Consider the following 16,373-nt stretch of genomic DNA (forward strand, 5'->3'; position numbering starts at 1 on the left):
CGGGGATCGGGGGAGGAGCGGGAGCGGACCGGGGGTTCGACTGGGGGGTCGATTCCTGGTCCTCGTGAACCGAGGCGGCCGCGGGATTCGATTGAGGGGTCGAATCCTGGCCCCGGTGAATTGAAGCGGCCCCGTGGCGGTATCTGGTCGCGGGACTTCGGGCTGTTCTTCTCGGCGCGTGCCGTGGCCAAGCTGGGGGACACCATGCTGCCGGTGGCGCTCGCCGCCGGCTTGCTCCAGCACGGGTACGGCGCGGGCGCCGTCGGTCTCGCGATGGCCGCCTCCGTCGCCTGTTTCGCGGGACTCGTCATCTTCGGCGGTGTCTTCGCGGACCGGTTCAGCACGCGACTGCTGATGATCGGCGCCGACGTCACGCGCCTCGTCACCCAGTCCCTCGCCGCGGTCATGTTCTTCTCCGGGCACGTGGTGCTGTGGGAGATCTGCGTGATCGGTGCGGTGAACGGCGCGGCGTCCGCGCTCTTCCAGCCCGGCGTCGCCAGCACCGTCCCGCGCCTCGCCGCCGACGTCCAGGCGGCGAACGGCGCGATACGCGTGGCCGAGTCCGTGGCACAGCTCGCGGGCCCGGCCGTCGCCGGCCTGCTCGTCGCGTTCGCCTCACCGGGAGTCGTCTTCGCGGCCCACGCAGGCACGTACGGGCTGAGCGCCCTGTGTCTGCTGCTGCTCCGGCTGCCCGCGGCACAACCGGGCACCGAGGCGATCCGTGGCAGCGGGTTCCGGGCCGATCTCGTCGAGGGCTGGCGGGAGTTCAGATCGCGCACGTGGCTCTGGGGCGTCATCGCGATCTGGTGCGTGCTGATGATCGCCGCCTGGGGCCCGGCTGTCCCGCTCATCGCCACGCAGGTCGTGCAGGAGCACGGCCCGCGCGTCTATGGCCTGGTCAACTCGGCGCTCGGGCTCGGCACGGTCATCGGCGGCGTCTTCGCCCTGCGGCTGCGCCCCCGCCGGATGCTGCGCGCCGGGGCCGTCGCCCTGTTCGGGTTCAGCCTGTTCCCGGCGACGGTGGGTGCCGGGCTAAGCGTGGAGTGGATGGCGGCGGGCGCGGTCGTCGCGGGCGCGGGGATGTCGTTCTGGGGCGTCATGTGGGCGACCAGCATCCAGACCCAGGTCCCGCGCGACGTCCTCAACCGCATACACGCCTACGACGTCGCCGGCTCCCTCGCTATGACACCGGTCGGCCAGGCCCTCGCGGGACCCGCCGCCCAAGTCTTCGGCACCCGCCACGTCCTGCTCGTCGGTGGCGTGACGACCGTCCTCGTGGCGGCTGCCCTGCTCTCCGTCCCCGCGATCAGAGGCCTGATACGGGTCGACAGCACCGTGCCCGGCGGGAGCCCGCGCAAGGCCCCCGCTAGCCGCGAGCCCGCCCGCGGAGGAAGCCGCTGATCCGCTCCCGCAGCGACGCGGGGTCGAGGCCGTGCGCGGCCACATGCTCCTCGATCTGTCCGTACCGGCGCAGCTCACGGCGGCCCACGCCAAGCCCCAGCACCCGGTGCGGCAGGTCGCCGAGCGCGTCGTTCGCAGCCATCGTCGACGTACCCGCCAGATACGGCTCGACGATCACCACATCGGCGACATCGGCCGCGCCCGCGGCACGCCGCAGCGCCCCGGCGTCGAAGGGCCGCACTGTCGTCGCGTAGAGCACGGTCACGTCGAGGCCCTCCGTCGCGGCGAGGACCGCGTCGAGCATCGGCCCGACAGCGACCACGACGCCGCGGCGGCCTTCGCGGACGGTCAGGAAGCGCTCCCCGTCGACGGCGAGTGCCTCCCTGTTCGACTGCACCGAGAGGCGGACGTACACGCGATCGTCACCGGCGCCGACCGCGTGCCGCAGCAGCGTCTCGGCCTCGTCCGGGTGCCCCGGCACATGCACTGTCCAGCCGTCGAGGGTGTCGAGCAGCGCCACGTCGCCCGGCGCCATGTGCGTGACGCCGCCAGATGGCCAGTCGAAGGAGGCGGCGGCGCTCACCAGGACCCCACCCACGTCCTGATGCCCGAGGTCGAGCTTCACCTGCTCGAAGGGGCGCTCCACCAGGAAGCTCGCGAAGGTGTGCATGACGGGCCGCAGTCCGGTCAGCGCGAGCCCAGCGCCCGTCCCGATGAGCAGCTGCTCCCTGATGCCCACGTTGATCACCCGGTCCGGGTGCCTGCGCTCCGCCTCCACGAAGTGATCCCTGCCGATCTCCGCGAGCACGACGGCGACCCGGGGGTCCTCGTCGAGCAGTCGGGAGACGACGGGGGCGAATCGATCACGCATGGTTTCCATGACGCGGGTGTCCTTCCAGGGAAGAAGAAGACAGAACACGAGAGAGAACAGAAGAAGGAACAGAAGAAGGAACAGGGTCGGCCGAAGAGGGGCCGGCGCGACTCAGGCGTTCTTGGGCTCCACGCGGGCGACCACCACGCGCGGCTTTCCCGGGTGCGGCGCGGTGAAGGCCTCGTACAGCGCCGCGTGATCGCGACCGTCGACGGCCGTGGCCGACCAGCCGGCCGCCTCGAAGCGGGCGGCGATGCCACCGGGCCTGGCGTGGCTGGCGGAGGAATTGTCGACGACGACGGTGTGCAACCGGTCGAGGCCGGCGGGTCCCGCGTAGGCGATGGCTTCGTGGTTACTGCCCTCGTCCAGCTCGGCGTCCCCGATCAGCGTCCAGACCGCTGGTCCCGTGAGGCCCTGCGCACGGAGTCCGAGCGCGGTCCCGACGGCGATGGGCAGCCCGTGCCCCAGGGACCCGCTGCCGATCTCCACGCCGGGGATGAGCACCCGGTCCGGATGGTGCCCGAGCGGGGAGTCGTACGACCCGAAGCCGGGCAGCCATTCCTCCGGCACGAAACCCTTCGCCGCGAGTACGGCGTAGTACGCCATGGGACCGTGGCCCTTCGACAACAGGAACCGGTCACGTTCCGGATCCCGCACGCCGTCCGGCGTCACCCGCAGCACCCGGTCGTAGAGCACCCACAGGACATCGAGGGTGGAGGTCGCCGCGGGGCCGTGCTTCTCGTCGCCGGTCATGCGTCCCATGAGGGCCGGAACGTCTTCGTAGCTGTAGGGGCCCGCCGCTGTACGTGCCGCTGTCGTTGTCATGACACGAGCGTGCAACCTCAAGTCTGCTTGAGGTCAAGAGTGATCTGCCGAGCATCGGCCGTCGGGAAAGGGATGCGCGACCACGGCTCCGAGTGCGGTATGGTTTCCGTGCGCGTTCGGCCAGGGGAAAGCCCAGGTCAGACGAGCACCGGGACGTGGCGCAGCTTGGTAGCGCACTTGACTGGGGGTCAAGGGGTCGCAGGTTCAAATCCTGTCGTCCCGACAGTTCGAACGTATCGAACGTCGCAGGTGAAGGGCCGTTTTCATAACGGCCCTTTTTCTGTTTCCGGGTTCGCTCCCTGGGAGCGATGGGAGGGAGCACGCTCCCTCCCAGTCCCCTTAACGGATTGCTCCCACTCGAGCCGCTGCGCACATATTCGATTTCTTGCCCACGTGTTCACATTCGTGTCTGTTTTGTGACTGTTGGCTCCCCGTCGTTCGGGGGGTCTGATGGGTATGAGCTTCCGCTCTTCGCGCAGGTCACACTCGCTCCCAGTGGGAGCAGGGCTGGGAGTGGCGTCCCCATAGCCGGAACGGACGGTATGGGGCCATGCGAAATCTTGGCCCCAGTTCCGATTTCAGCTGGGCGGTATGTCGGATTTTGGTGGTGGACGTTGCGGGATGCATGGAGATCTTGAACGCGAGGGTGGGTCTTGTGGGGAACTTTGGAGACGTGGGCGGCTGGGGGGAGCCGATTGCTGTCTGGTCGTGGCCACCGACGGTTGTTCGGCGTGCTGAGCGGACGCTGTGCGCTTGTCCGGCTGTAGGCGCGCCGGTGAGTAGGAATGGTGGCCGATCGGCACACCGAGTTCTGTGAGGCCCAGGGGCCCCATGAGTTTCGTCAAGGCAATCGGGCTGCGTTGAGGATCGGTGCCAGTCGGATCGGCGACTGGCACAGGCGCGGGACGCAGTGGGCGGGCGTTCGCGATGCCCTGGTGAGGCCGATGGGAATTATAGAAGTCTTCGAACTCCCTAAGGGCATGGAGGAGATGGTGCTGGTTCCAGATCCGGGTGTGGTCCAGGAGTTCGCGTCGGCAGGTTTGCACTCACCTTTCCGTGATTGCGTTCTTTCTCGGCATCTGGACGCCGCTGAGCACGACCTCGATCCCCGCGTCTCGAAGGATGGCGTCGAACAGCTCGGGGAACTTGCCGTCCCGGTCCCGGATCAGGAACTTGGCTTTGGAGTCGGCGTCTTCGAGGTCCATGACAAGGTTCTTCGCGGCCTGCGCCACCCAGGAGGTGGTCGGGTGCGCGGTCGCGCCCAGGACCCGGACCCGGCGGGTGCCGTGCTCGATCACCGCGAAGACGTACAGCCGTGCCCCGGACAAGGTGATCGTCTCCAGGAAGTCGCAGGCCAGCAGGGCCTCGGCCTGCGAGCGCAGGAAGTCCGCCCAGGTACTCGAGCTTCGTTCGGGCGCCGGGTCGATCCCGACCTCCCGCAGGATCTACCAGACGGTGGAGGCGGCCACCTTCACGCCGAGGACCAGTAGTTCGCCGTGGAGGCGCCGGTAGCCCCAGTTGGGATTCTCCCGGGCCAGGCGCAGGACCAGAGCGCGGATGGAGTGCACGGTGCGCGGCCGGCCGGGGCGCTTCGGTCGCGACGCGGCAGCGTGGCGGCGTGCGACCAGGTTGCGGTGCCAGCGCAGCACCGTGTCCGGCCGGACCAGCAGCCGCAGCCTGCGCAGCACATCTTGCGGAAGCCGGTGCAGCAGCGCCGCCAGGAATGCCCGATCACTTGGGCTGAACCGCACCTTCTCCTTGCCGAGTTGGCGCTCCAGGACCGTGATCTGGTGGCGCAGGGCGAGGATCTCGACGGCCTTGTCCCGATCGCTCATCGGCAGCAGGCGCAGCATCGCGAACGTGTTCGCCGCACCGAGGTAGGCCAGTCGCAGCAGTATGGTGGATCATCATGCTGCGGCTCTCGTCAGCCGGGCGAGAGCCGCGGCGTCATCAGCCACAGCTGCCACGCGCCAGACCCCGCACACTGGCTCCCACCAGGACGGATGAGTTTTTGGCAAGAGCAGCCCTGCGCGGAGAAGCTGCAGACCAGAACCAGAATCGTATTTCAGAGCGGGACAGGATGTCGCATCCTGACAGAGGATCAAGACTGCATTTTCCCGAACACATCCACCACAAGCATCCTGATACGACACCATGCCACCCTGATCGCCTGCGACTTCAAGATGGCTGGGCTTTGTGGAACTTCTCGTAATTCCCCAGGGCTGAGTTCACGTAATTCCCCAGGGGCTGGGGAGCGGGCTCCGCTCTCGCGGAGCCCGGGGGTCAGTCCCGCCAGTCGAGTTGCTGCTCCGGGATTCCGACGGATCGCCCGTAGTCCTGGGCCTCATGTCGGCCTTCGGCTTGCCCACGGGGATAGCGGAAGACCTTGTTGGCGAAGATCACAAATGTGTCGGTCGAAGTGTGAAAGTCGGTGTACCAAGTTCCGGTTGAGAGGCAGGAAGCCAGCTGATCCGCGAGTTGCTGGGCTTCGGGATCGTCGGCGGTGAAGTCCAGCAGTGTCCAGAGCCGCGGCTGGTCATCCGCCGCGCTCGTCACCTCGATCCGCGACAGTTTGGTGACCTGCAGAGGGATCCCGGCCAGCTGGGATCCGACCCGCAGGCTTTCAGCGATCAGTACTCCTTCGAGCATCCGAACCTCCTTGATTTGGGTGAGGCGAGACTAACTTCCACTCCTGGGACGCTTGTTGGGACGGTAGCTGGGACCGTTCGTGATGACTTGGTGGCTGGTGTTGATGACCCGGTCGAGGAGGGACTCGGCGACGACGGGGTTGGGGAAGAGCTGGCGAGCGCTGGACCTGGCTGATCATCGCCGCGCACACCCAGATCCGCCTCCTGCGCGGGGCCGCTGCCGACTTGCGGCGGCCGTGGGAGAAGCGCGCCGAGCCCGGCCGACTCACCCCGGCCCGAGTCCGCCGAGGGTTCAGAAACCTCCGCCCACATCTCACCTGCCCGGCCCGTGCGCCTAAAGCCTCAACGCCTGGACCTGGGAGGGCACTTGGCTTGAGGAACCGGTGGCCCGCCACCCGCTACGACGTGGGCAAGACCGTGAAGCCGACCCGAGAGCATCACCGAACGAAACCGACTCAGACCATAAAGAACAAGCTGAGCCGCTGTTTCTCAGGTTGTCTCACGCAGTGGCCGGGGGCTCTCGTCGCAGGACGAGTGGCGATTCCTGACGAGCACTTCGGGAGTTATGACGAGCGGGCGGCGATCTGCCGACGAGCGGTCTTCCAGACCTCCTCGAATTTCTCTGCGGTCAGCGGCTGTGGCTCGTGACCTTCCCACTCGGAGACGGGTAGTTCGGCAGTGATCCCGAATCTGCTGTCGTACTCGTTGAGGCGACCTGCGTCGTGGGCTTGCTGCCATTCTTCGAGGGAGGCAGCCGCGATCGGGGTCAGGTCAGGCCCTTCGAGCTCGATCTGCCGGATCACCCAGCCTTCGGCATCGACCTCGAAGTAGAACCAGGTGTCTTCCTCGTCCCAGTAGCAGCGCATCCATGTGGTCACCAGCCAATGATGCCAAGGACCGTTCTGCCCGCTCATCGAGGCACTGTCAGAGCGATGGTGGAGGATCACGCCATGCTGATTGCAACCGACGAGGCTGGGCTCGTGAAGGAGAAGCCGTCGAAGCCGGCGATAGGAAGGATGTTGGCGAACCTCCGTCGTGGGAACGCTCATCTGATCCTGGAGAGCGTGGAGGAGGCCATTGAGGGCAACTGGTACATCCAGGTACTGCTGCGCGACGACAACACGTACCAACTCGAGTTCCGGGACGGCGTAGCGGCCGAGCACTATCAGACGCGGACCATTTCCCAGGAGAAGGTCCTGACCGCCTTGCTGGGCTGGGCTGCCGGCAGGACGGACTGGAGGAGCGACTTCATGTGGAACAACATCGGCTCGGAATTCGCGGACTGAGTGCCTGGCCCTTTGGTGCGTAGTGGCATTGCGCAGGGCCGCGTCCGAACCATGCTGGAAGATGGGGGCGTGCTGCCCTGTGTCTATCGCGTTACCAAGTACGACCCCGCCGACCGTGATGAGCAAGGCCACTACACCGGTGCCGAGGACACGGTCAGCGATCACGGCCAGGTCGAGGGTGCCTACCTTCAAGTGATCGAGGCGTTCGCCTCGGACACCGGCGTCGAGCGCCTGGCCGTGCGTGCGCCGCACCTCCCGGTGCCATGCGTGAGCTTCGGGCTGGAGCCACCGTTGGACGGCTACGGGCTGGACGGTCTCTTCCTGACCGGGCCGGATGGTTTCCACGATGGTGCGGAGGTGTCGGTCGGTACCGCGATGGATCTTGTACGGGTCATGCTGCGCGATGGTGGCGCCTGGTGTCGGCTGGAGGTGGAGGACACCTTCGCCGTGCACGTGGGCTGGGACCAGTACATGTACATCGGCAGCAGTCGGCCCTGCGAAACCGCGGTGGCCCGGACACGCGCGCTCGGGTTGTTTCCGGAGCGCATCGACGCCTCTCCGTACGACTTCGAAGCCGGGGACGAAGGCCCCCAGCGGCCGGCCGACGACGAATTCTGGGTCCATCTGCGCTGGTCGATGCATGGGAGCAACGCCAGAGTCCTGGAAGAGCAGTACGCCCACAACTCCGAGCGATGGCACCGCCTCACCCTCGACAATATCGACGAGGTCCGCGCCGGGCTCGCTCCTCGAGCTCGGATAGCCATATGGCCGGACCTGTCCTCCGACATCGACACGGTCCTCGCCACGTTCCCGGCCGAGGGCCACGTCGAGTGTGTCTGGCAGGACAGTGACGGCCAGATGCACAGTGTCAGCGCCGACTCGGACGAGTTCCCGGAGCTGACTGCCCGTCTCTCCGGCGCTTCCGCCGCGATGATCCTGTCCGTGTACGCCGACGAACGTGTCCCGCTGCTCGCCGCCGTCCTGCCCGACAGTGACGGAGTGGTACGGGCCCGCTGGGAGATCGACCGCACCCCGAGCACCCGGAAATGAGCCTTCCTCAAGACTCTTCACCGAGGTGAGACCGTCACCGGCCGGGTGACCCGGATCGCCGAATTCTGGGTCACTTTTGTGGACATCGGCGGCTTCGAGGCGATGATCAATGTCCCCGAGCTGTCATGGCGTCCCTTCACCCACCCCTCCGACGTCGTTGCCGTCGGCCAGGAGATCAGCGCCGAAATTCTTGACGTCGACCCGATCCGCGAACGGGTGTCACTGTCACTCAAGCCCCTACACGAAGACCCGATGCCACTGCTCGCCGGGCAGATCGGCCAGACCGTCGGCGGCCGCGTCACCCAGCTCGGGGTACTTCGCGTCGCGGTCGCGGATCATGAACTTGATGGCGGCGAGCTGTCCAGCATCTTCGAGGTCCATGACCAGGTTCTTGATTGCCTGGGTGACCAAGGCATGGGTGGGATGCGAGGTGGTGCCGAGCACACGGACACCTTGGCGGGCGTGGTGGAGGGCGGCGAGGATGTACGGGCGCTGCCCGCTGAAGGTGACGCTCTCGATGAAGTCCATCGCGAGGATGGCCTCTGCCTGGGAGCGCAGGAAGGTGGCCCAGGTGACGTTCGAGTGCTGGGTCGCAGGATCGACGCCTTCGGCCTTGAGGATTTCCCAGACGGTGGAGGGCGCCAGCTTGATGCCGAGGAGCGCGAGTTCGCCGTGGATGCGCCGGTAGCTCCAGGTGGGGTTTTCTTGCGAGAGGCGGAGTATGAGGCGTCGGACGGAAGTGACTGTGCGGGGGCGGCCGGGGCTCCGGCTGCGGCTGAGACGGACATGACGGTTATTCATGAAGTCGCGGTGCCAGCGCAGGACAGTGTCCGGGAAGACAATGAGCCGCAACCGGCGCAGGGCGGCTCGTGGCAGCGGGGCGAGGAGAGCAGCTAGGAAGGCGCGGTCTGCCGCTTGAAGACCGGGGCGCTGGTTGCCGAGCCGACGTTGCAGGACGGCGAGCTGGTGACGCAACGCGAGGATCTCGACGTCCTTGTCGTGGTCGCTCATCGGGATCAGCCGCAGGGCGGTGAAGCCGTGAGTGACGGCGATGCAGGCCAGGCGTACGAGCATGAGCAGTGATCATTGCCGATTGCTGTCGTCGGCGCGATAGCGGGGCTGAACTGCACCGACGCTATATTCGGCACCCACAACTGCGTTTTCGTGCCGCAGCACCAGCAGTTCGGCGTCCTTGGCGGTGTCCCCGCGCAGCAGGACTACAGGTACGGACAGCAACGTCCGGTGGCCCCGTACAGCATCGAGACGATCACCGGTGCAGCATCCCAGCCACCGCCGAGGTCCTTGCACCTGGCTCCCACCTGCAGCGATGAGTTTACGAGCCCCACAGGCTGACCGTGGACGGCTGCCGTCCGAGCCGTTCAGCTATTTCCCGGACTCTCGGGGCCGCGTTCGCGCAGAGTGGCGATCTGGTGAGTTCCAGCAGCGACAAGTAGCGGCCCGAAAGAGCAGCCTCTGGCAACGACTGCAGTGGCAGCCCACCGCTCTCCGGAGACGGACGGTCGCCGTGCTGCTGGAGAAGCCGTCGCGCGGTTGTCCCCGAGCGCTTCGGCGGGCCTGCCGAAGCGCTCGTTCGGGTACGCCGTCAAGGTCGCGGGCGGAACCAAGTGCGTACCGGTCGGGCGTCGGGTGCCATGGGGTGGGTGAACGGGCGCAGCGGGGCCTCGTCGTCGCCCCAGGGGACGAGCGCCTCGTCGGGCGTTCCGCGCGGAGGCAGCCAGGTGGCCAGGCGTCGCCACACCTCGACCGCGTGGGCCGGGCGGTCGGCGCGATCCTTGGTGAGGAGCTGCATCACCAGTTCTTCCAGCTCTGTGGGCACATCAGGGCGGAGTCGGCGCGGTGGCGCGGGTGTCCGGTCCAGGATCATCTGGGACAGCAGGACGTCCGAGTCGTGCTGGAAGACCGGCTCGCCGGTCAGCATCGCGTACAGCAGACAGCCGAGTGCGTACAGATCGGTACGGGCGTCCACGGGCTCGGCCAGGAGTTGTTCCGGGGCCATGCATTCGAGGGTGCCGGGGCGCTCACCGGTGGCCGTGAGCTTGGTGACGTCGGGGGCGAGGAAGGCGGCCACGCCGAAGTCGAGGACCTTGACCACGCCGTCCGTGCGGATGATGACGTTGTCGGCCTTCAGGTCACGGTGCACGATGTCGCGGGCGTGAACGGAGGCCAGGACGGACGCGATCTGGACGCCGATGGACGCGATCTCCTCGATCGGCAGAGGCGCGGCCTCCGCGATGCGCTCGTCCAGCGAGGGGCCGGTCACGTACTGCATCGCGAGGAAACGCACCCCGTCCTCATCGCCGAGGTCGTACACCGTGGCGATGCCGGCGTGATCCAGGCGCGCGACGGCCTGGGCCTCGCGGCGGAAACGGGTGGCGTCCCGCTCGAGCTCCCTCTCGGTCAGGCCGGGCGGCACGGTCAGGGTCTTGAGGGCCACGTCCCGCCCGAGGTGTGCATCGTGGGCGAGCCAGACGACGCCCATGCCGCCGCGCCCGATCAGGCTCTTGACGCGATAGCGTCCGCCGACCAGCGATCCGATGTCCATGGCCCGTGCGACCCCGCTCTGTCCGTGTGTCATGTCAACTGGTAAGTGATGCAAGGGAATTGTGTCATGTGTGCGGGCGCCGAGCCGTCGGCGCGGCATGACCGACCAGGCAAGGAGTGACATTGACTGTGTTCACAGTCTCGTCCTAGCGTGAGGTACACGGCTGGGCTCCCCGCCGACTACCGTGGCGGGGATACGTGTCAGGAGCGAGTGAGGATCACGTGGACGTCTTCGAGGTGCACCGTCGGCTCATCCGGGACTACAAGGAGTACACCTCCGGATCGGTGGTCATCGACGACCCCCGTATCGGGGAGCGGGTCTCCAAGTCGCTCGCCGACGGCGACCAGTGGCCCGACCCCTGGCTCTCGCTCAATCCGAGCTTCGCCTCCGGCGGCACCGTCGACCATCTCGCCGACCAACTCGGGCTGCTGCACCCCGAGTGCAAGGACATCTTCCGTACGAACAAGGGCAGGCCGGGCGAGGAGGTTCGCCCCGTCACCTTTCACCAGCACCAGTACGACGCCATAAAGGCCGCCCGCTCCGGCGACTCCTACGTTCTGACCACCGGCACGGGCTCCGGCAAGAGCCTCGGCTACATCGTGCCGATCGTCGACCGGGTCCTGCGCGACAAGGAGCGGCAGGGCGGCGACGCGTCGACCGGCATCAAGGCCATCATCGTGTACCCGATGAACGCTCTCGCCAACAGCCAGATGCGCGAGCTGGAGAAGTTCCTGACCGCCGGGTACGGCAAGGGCAACGAGCCGGTGACGTACGCCCGTTACACCGGACAGGAGAGGGGTGATGCCAAGAACGCCGTCCTCGACTCCCCGCCCGACATCCTGCTCACCAACTACGTGATGCTGGAGCTCATGCTCACCCGCCCCGAGGAGCGTGACCGCCTCATCGGCAGCGCGAAGGGGCTGCGCTTCCTCGTCCTGGACGAGCTGCACACCTACCGCGGCCGCCAGGGCGCCGATGTGGCGATGCTCGTGCGCCGGGTGCGCGAGGCCTGTCAGTCGCCCGCGCTGCAGTGCGTCGGCACCTCGGCGACCATGGCGAGCGGTGGCACCCCTGCCGCCCGGCGCAGGGAGGTGGCCCGCGTCGCCTCCACCCTCTTCGACACCACGATCGAGCCGGATCGCGTCGTCGGTGAGACGCTGGTGCGGGCCACCGGCGTGGCCGATCCGTCGGCGGCTGAACTTGCCGCGTGCGTGCAGGAGATGAACCCGCCGCAGGATCGCGAGCGGCTTGCCGCCGATCCGCTGGCGCGCTGGGTGGAGACGACGTTCGGGCTCACCGAGGCCGTGGACGAGGACGGCACCCGGCTCCTCGTGCGCGCCGAGCCGATCACGGTGGAGGGAGCTGCCCGGCTGCTGCGCGCAAAGGCATTCAAGATCCCCGTCACTTCTCCCGACGAGGAGGCGTACACCGCCTGCCGCGACGCCATCCGCGCCACGCTGCAGGCCGGCTCGCAGGCCAAGGACCCCGACACCGGCCGCCCTCTGTTCGCCTTCCGTCTGCACCAGTTCCTCTCCAAGGGCGGCTCGGCGTATGTGTCCCTGGAGCCCGAGGACACCCGCTACATCACGCGCACGTACCAGCAGCGGGTGCCGGGAGCCTCGGAGAAACTGCTCCTGCCGCTGTCGTTCTGCCGCGAGTGCGGGCAGGAGTACCTCGCGGTCGCGCGCGATCAGCGCGACGACGGCACTGTCAATTTTCGTACGCGCGAGGACGAGGACGAGGAACAGGGCTACCTGTACATCTCCGCCGCCAACCCGTGGCCCGAGAAGCCCGGCGAGGCCGTCGAGGAGCGACGGTTCCCCGACAGCTGGCTGACGTTCGACGACAAGAAGGGCACCACCGTCCTCACCGCGAGCCGCAAGAAGCGTGCCCCGCAGCCGGTGTGGGTGCGGCCCGACGGACGCGCCGGCGACCGCGCCGACGACACCGTGCATGCCGCTTATCTGCCGGCGCCGTTCCTCTTCTGCCTGGAGTGCGGGGTCAGCTACGAGCAGGTGAAGGAGCGTGACTTCGCCAAGCTGATGACCCTCGACCAGGAGGGGCGCTCCACAGCCACCTCCGTCATCAGCGCCTCGATCGTGCGCCACCTCAAGGGCCTGCCCGAGGGCGAACTCACAGAGGACGCACGCAAGTTGCTGACCTTCGTCGACAACCGGCAGGACGCCTCCCTCCAGGCCGGTCACTTCAACGACTTCGTCCTCGTCACCCAGCTGCGCGGCGCCCTGTACCGCGCGATGCTCGAAGCGGGCGACAAGGGGCTGCGCTGGCGGCGGCTCGGCGAGGAGGTCGTGGCCGCCATGGGTCTTTCGCCGGTCGAGTACGCGGACAACCCCACCGAGGTGTCCTCGCTCGCGGAGGTCACCCTTGAGGCGCTGGCCGCGGTCGCCGAGTACCGCCTCTTCCTCGATCTGGAGCGCGGCTGGCGCGTCACCATGCCGAACCTGGAGCAGACCGGGCTGCTCGGCCTCCAGTACGCGGGCCTCGACGAGATCACCGGGGACGAGGGGCGCTGGGAGAAGGCCGCGGCACCGCTGCGGGCCGCCTCGCCCGCCGTCCGCACCGATCTCGCCCGCGTCCTCATGGACGAGCTGCGCCGTCAACGCGCCGTCGACACCCCGTACTTCACCGAGGCCCGGTTCAACGAGCTGCGCAAGGAATCCGCGAAACTCAACCCCGCCTGGGCCGTGGCCGACACCGAGTCCGCGCCGCCCCCGGCCGGTGTCGCCGTGCCCAAGCCCGGCGTGCCCGGCCGTACCGGGCGCGGGCGCAGCGAGCTGAACCTGACCGGGCGCGGCGCGTTCGGCCGCCACGTCCGCAAGCCCGGCACGCTCCCGGACTGGGGGCAGCCGCTCTCCCTGGACGAGGCACAGGCCGTCATCGCCAGCCTCCTGGACGTCCTCGCCGACGGCGGGGTGCTCTCCCGCGTCTCGCGCGGCCGGGGCGAGGAGCCCGGCTTCCAGATAAACCACACCGTGATCCGCTGGCACGCCCGCGACGACGACCACGGCACCGTCGACCGGCTGCGCCGCACCTACCGTGATGCGCGCGGCCCGCGCGTCAACGCCTTCTTCAAGGGCCTCTACCAGAACGTCGCCGCCACCTTCGCCGGCCTGCATGCCGCCGAGCACACCGCCCAGGTCCACCCCGAGATCCGCGAGGAGCGCGAGGACCTGTTCAGTCTGGGCACGCCGCTGCCGCTGCTCTACTGTTCGCCGACCATGGAGCTCGGCGTCGACATCGCCAGCCTGAACGCGGTGAACCTGCGCAACGTGCCGCCCACGCCCGCCAACTACGCGCAGCGCTCGGGCCGCGCGGGCCGCAGCGGACAGCCCGCGCTCGTCACCACGTACTGCGCGACCGGCAACAGCCACGACCAGTACTACTTCACGCGGTCCAAGGAGATGGTGGCCGGGGCCGTCACCCCGCCCCGCCTCGACCTCGCCAACGAGGACCTGATCGCCGCGCACGTGCACGCCGTCTGGCTCGCCGAGACACGCCTGGAGCTGGGCAACTCCATGGAGCGCATCATCGACGCGGACGGCAAGTACCCGACGCTGGAACTGCGCGAGGACACCCGCGTCAAGACCAGCAGCGAGGTGGCACAGCGCAAGGCTCTGCTGCGGGCGCGTGCGGTCCTCGCGGGCTGCATCGACGACCTGCGGGCCACATCGTGGTGGCACGAGCAGTGGCTGGAGGAGGTCGTCGGCAAGGCGCCGGGCAGGTTCAACCGGGCCTGCGACCGATGGCGGCAGCTGTTCCGCAAGGCACTTGAGGAGCGGGAGGTGCAGCACGACAACATCCGTAACCGCACCGCCACCGGCCGCTCCCGCGAGCAGGCGGCGCGCCGCCGTGCCCAGGCCGAGAACCAGCTGAAGCTGCTGTGCAACGCGCAGGGCGGGGAGCGCACGGTGCTCTCCGACTTCTACCCGTACCGCTACTTCGCCTCCGAGGGTTTCCTGCCCGGCTACTCGTTCCCGCGCCTGCCGCTCGCCGCGTTCATCCCCGGAACCGGACGCACCCACCGTGGCTACGACGGCGACTACCTCCAGCGGTCCCGGTTCATCGCGATCCGCGAGTTCGGCCCCGGGGCGCTCATCTACCACGAGGGCAGCCGGTTCAAGGTGAACCGGGTCCAGCTGCCCACCGACACCTCCGGCGAACTGACCACCGAGTCCGCCAAGGTGTGCGGCATGTGCGGATTTCTCTCCCCGGAGGACCAGGGAGAGAACACCTGCCTGGGCTGTGACGCCGAGCTGGGTGACCCGCGTACCGGGCTGCTGCACCTGCACACGGTGTCCACCGTGCGCCGCGACCGGATCTCCTCCGACGAGGAGGAGCGCCAGCGCACCGGCTACAAGGTGGAGATCTCCTACCGCTTCAAGAAGCGGGACGACGGCCGCGACGGTTCCCTGCGCGCCAAGGCCACCGCGAAGGGCGGAAGCGAACTCGCCGAACTGGCCTACGGCGACAGCGCCACCGTGCGCCTCACCAACCTCGGCTACCGTCGCGCCGTCGCCAAGGGTGAGATCGGCTTCTGGCTCGACCCGGTCACTGGTGAGTGGCTGGCCGCGCCCGTCAAGGGGAAGAACGGGGCGGCGCCCGGCCGGGAGAGCGCCGAGGAGCAGGAGGGCCTCGCCGACGCCGACAAGGCGGTCCGCAAGGTGCCCGTCGTCCCGTACGTACAGGACACCCGCAACATCCTCGTCCTCAAACTGAACGAGCTCGTCGACCCGGCGACCGCGATCACCCTCCAGTACGCCTTGGAGCGCGGCATCGAGGCCGAGTTCCAGCTGGAGGACTCCGAGCTGGACACCGAGGAACTGCCGCCGGCCGCGGGACCGCGCGCGCGGCTGCTGTTCATCGAGAGCGCCGAGGGCGGCGCCGGTGTGCTGCGACGCCTGCAGTCCGAGAAGCACGCGCTGCGTGACGCGGCCCGCCGAGCCCTGGAGATCTGCCACTTCGATCAGGAGGGACGCGACCGCGGCGACGAGAAGAAGTCGGGCGACGCATGCGAGAAGGGCTGCTACGACTGCCTCCTCTCGTTCGGCAACCAGCGCCATCACCGGGCCATCGACCGCACGCTCGTACGCGATCTGCTGATGGAGTTCGCGGACGGCGAGGTGGGCGCCAGTCACGCGGGACGCACCCGCGACGAACAGGCGGCACACCTCGTGGAGAACGCCGACTCGCCGCTGGAGGAGCGATTCATCGCCTACCTCAAGGCGCACGGCCACCGTCTGCCGGACCGCAGTCAGGTGAAGGTCCGCGACGCGCTCAGCAAGCCGGACTTCGTCTACCGGACGGCGTACGGACTGACCGCCGTGTTCGTCGACGGGCAGCCCCACGACCACGAGGACGTCGCCGAGCGCGACAGCGAGGCCGAGGAGCGCCTGAAGGACATCGGCTGGGAGGTCGTCCGCGTCCGCTACGACGACGACTGGGCGCAGGTGGTCGCCGCACACGCCTCTCTCTTCGGAGAGGCGACGCGCTGACACCTTCCGCGCACGACACCGTCCCGTGGCCGACCGCGGCGACGGGACGGTGTCGCAGCGGCGCGCAGTCCCCTTCGCATGTCGTGTGCCGGTACGTCAACGAGAGCGCGCATCGATACAGGCGATTCGGACGTCCTGGCCACCCCCGGGCCGCCGCGCGCGATAATGCGGTACCTCGTCCGAATTCCACAGCCCCCGAGGCCCCCGAGTCCTCAT

At 68.2% G+C, this 16,373-nt stretch carries 10 protein-coding genes, 1 tRNA gene and 3 pseudogenes; 7 read left to right on the forward strand and 7 right to left on the reverse strand.

The window, feature by feature from the left end:
• The first annotated feature begins 120 nt into the window (after positions 1 to 120).
• Entirely contained in the window at positions 121 to 1,401 is a 1,281-nt protein-coding gene (locus ACIPWY_RS03160; protein ID WP_393704479.1) for an MFS transporter, read from the forward strand.
• Here the strand turns inward: ACIPWY_RS03160 and ACIPWY_RS03165 are convergent.
• Both ACIPWY_RS03165 and ACIPWY_RS03170 read right to left on the reverse strand, forming a co-directional pair.
• Positions 1,367 to 2,281 (reverse strand): transketolase family protein, encoded by a 915-nt coding sequence (locus ACIPWY_RS03165; protein WP_393704481.1) that lies wholly within the window; start codon positions 2,279 to 2,281, stop codon positions 1,367 to 1,369. The two genes, ACIPWY_RS03160 and ACIPWY_RS03165, sit on opposite strands and share 35 nt — an antisense overlap.
• 102 nt (positions 2,282 to 2,383) lie before the next feature.
• Positions 2,384 to 3,097, reverse strand: a complete 714-nt coding sequence (locus ACIPWY_RS03170) for a transketolase (protein WP_393704483.1) — start codon at positions 3,095 to 3,097, stop codon at positions 2,384 to 2,386.
• A gap of 149 nt (positions 3,098 to 3,246) precedes the next feature.
• Between ACIPWY_RS03170 and ACIPWY_RS03175 the strand changes: the two genes are divergently transcribed.
• A tRNA-Pro gene (locus tag ACIPWY_RS03175) sits at positions 3,247 to 3,320 on the forward strand.
• Between the two features lie 655 nt (positions 3,321 to 3,975).
• Here the strand turns inward: ACIPWY_RS03175 and ACIPWY_RS03180 are convergent.
• Together ACIPWY_RS03180 and ACIPWY_RS03185 are read right to left on the reverse strand one after the other, a co-directional pair.
• Positions 3,976 to 4,995, reverse strand: a pseudogene (locus tag ACIPWY_RS03180) (integrase core domain-containing protein); the annotation flags it as partial.
• Between the two features lie 385 nt (positions 4,996 to 5,380).
• On the reverse strand, positions 5,381 to 5,746 hold the full coding sequence (locus tag ACIPWY_RS03185; protein WP_401532077.1) for a hypothetical protein: 366 nt from the start codon (positions 5,744 to 5,746) through the stop codon (positions 5,381 to 5,383).
• 146 nt (positions 5,747 to 5,892) lie between these two features.
• Between ACIPWY_RS03185 and ACIPWY_RS03190 the strand changes: the two are divergent.
• A pseudogene (locus ACIPWY_RS03190) lies at positions 5,893 to 6,211 on the forward strand (transposase); the annotation flags it as partial.
• 97 nt (positions 6,212 to 6,308) lie between these two features.
• Here ACIPWY_RS03190 and ACIPWY_RS03195 read toward each other — a convergent pair.
• The gene (locus ACIPWY_RS03195; RefSeq protein WP_401532162.1) at positions 6,309 to 6,611 is read right to left on the reverse strand and encodes a hypothetical protein; all 303 of its coding nucleotides are present in this window, start codon (positions 6,609 to 6,611) and stop codon (positions 6,309 to 6,311) included.
• A gap of 84 nt (positions 6,612 to 6,695) precedes the next feature.
• Between ACIPWY_RS03195 and ACIPWY_RS03200 the strand changes: the two genes are divergently transcribed.
• From ACIPWY_RS03200 to ACIPWY_RS03210, 3 genes and pseudogenes are all read left to right on the forward strand, one after another.
• Entirely contained in the window at positions 6,696 to 7,031 is a 336-nt protein-coding gene (locus tag ACIPWY_RS03200) for a hypothetical protein (protein ID WP_401532078.1), read from the forward strand.
• A 15-nt stretch (positions 7,032 to 7,046) separates the two neighbouring features.
• On the forward strand, positions 7,047 to 8,081 hold the full coding sequence (locus tag ACIPWY_RS03205) for an RNA-binding protein (protein ID WP_401532163.1): 1,035 nt from the start codon (positions 7,047 to 7,049) through the stop codon (positions 8,079 to 8,081).
• 33 nt (positions 8,082 to 8,114) lie between these two features.
• Positions 8,115 to 8,303 (forward strand): annotated as a pseudogene (locus tag ACIPWY_RS03210) (S1 RNA-binding domain-containing protein); the annotation flags it as partial.
• 15 nt (positions 8,304 to 8,318) lie between these two features.
• On the opposite strand, the gene ACIPWY_RS03215 reads toward ACIPWY_RS03210, so the two are convergent.
• Both ACIPWY_RS03215 and ACIPWY_RS03220 read right to left on the reverse strand, forming a co-directional pair.
• Positions 8,319 to 9,155 carry a helix-turn-helix domain-containing protein gene (locus ACIPWY_RS03215; protein ID WP_401532079.1) on the reverse strand — a complete coding sequence of 279 codons (837 nt, stop codon included), beginning with the start codon at positions 9,153 to 9,155 and terminating at the stop codon, positions 8,319 to 8,321.
• Positions 9,156 to 9,684: 529 nt separating this feature from the next.
• A complete protein-coding gene (locus ACIPWY_RS03220; RefSeq protein WP_401532080.1) occupies positions 9,685 to 10,677 on the reverse strand; it encodes a serine/threonine-protein kinase in 993 nt (330 codons plus the stop codon).
• 188 nt (positions 10,678 to 10,865) lie between these two features.
• On the opposite strand from ACIPWY_RS03220, the gene ACIPWY_RS03225 reads away from it, so the two are divergent.
• Positions 10,866 to 16,157, forward strand: coding sequence for a DEAD/DEAH box helicase (locus ACIPWY_RS03225; protein ID WP_401532081.1), 5,292 nt, complete (start codon positions 10,866 to 10,868; stop codon positions 16,155 to 16,157).
• The last annotated feature ends 216 nt before the right edge of the window (positions 16,158 to 16,373 follow it).

This window comes from Streptomyces sp. NPDC090032 (genome assembly GCF_044748025.1).
Lineage (GTDB): Bacteria > Actinomycetota > Actinomycetes > Streptomycetales > Streptomycetaceae > Streptomyces.

Excerpts from the sequence above, each read along its gene's own strand:
- ACIPWY_RS03165 (WP_393704481.1), bottom strand. The coding sequence starts at position 2,281 with ATGGAAACCATGCGTGATCGATTCGCCCCCGTCGTCTCCCGACTGCTC.
- ACIPWY_RS03170 (WP_393704483.1), bottom strand. The coding sequence starts at position 3,097 with ATGACAACGACAGCGGCACGTACAGCGGCGGGCCCCTACAGCTACGAA.
- ACIPWY_RS03185 (WP_401532077.1), bottom strand. The coding sequence starts at position 5,746 with ATGCTCGAAGGAGTACTGATCGCTGAAAGCCTGCGGGTCGGATCCCAG.
- ACIPWY_RS03195 (WP_401532162.1), bottom strand. The coding sequence starts at position 6,611 with ATGCGCTGCTACTGGGACGAGGAAGACACCTGGTTCTACTTCGAGGTC.
- ACIPWY_RS03200 (WP_401532078.1), top strand. The coding sequence starts at position 6,696 with ATGCTGATTGCAACCGACGAGGCTGGGCTCGTGAAGGAGAAGCCGTCG.
- ACIPWY_RS03215 (WP_401532079.1), bottom strand. The coding sequence starts at position 9,155 with ATGCTCGTACGCCTGGCCTGCATCGCCGTCACTCACGGCTTCACCGCC.
- ACIPWY_RS03220 (WP_401532080.1), bottom strand. The coding sequence starts at position 10,677 with ATGACACACGGACAGAGCGGGGTCGCACGGGCCATGGACATCGGATCG.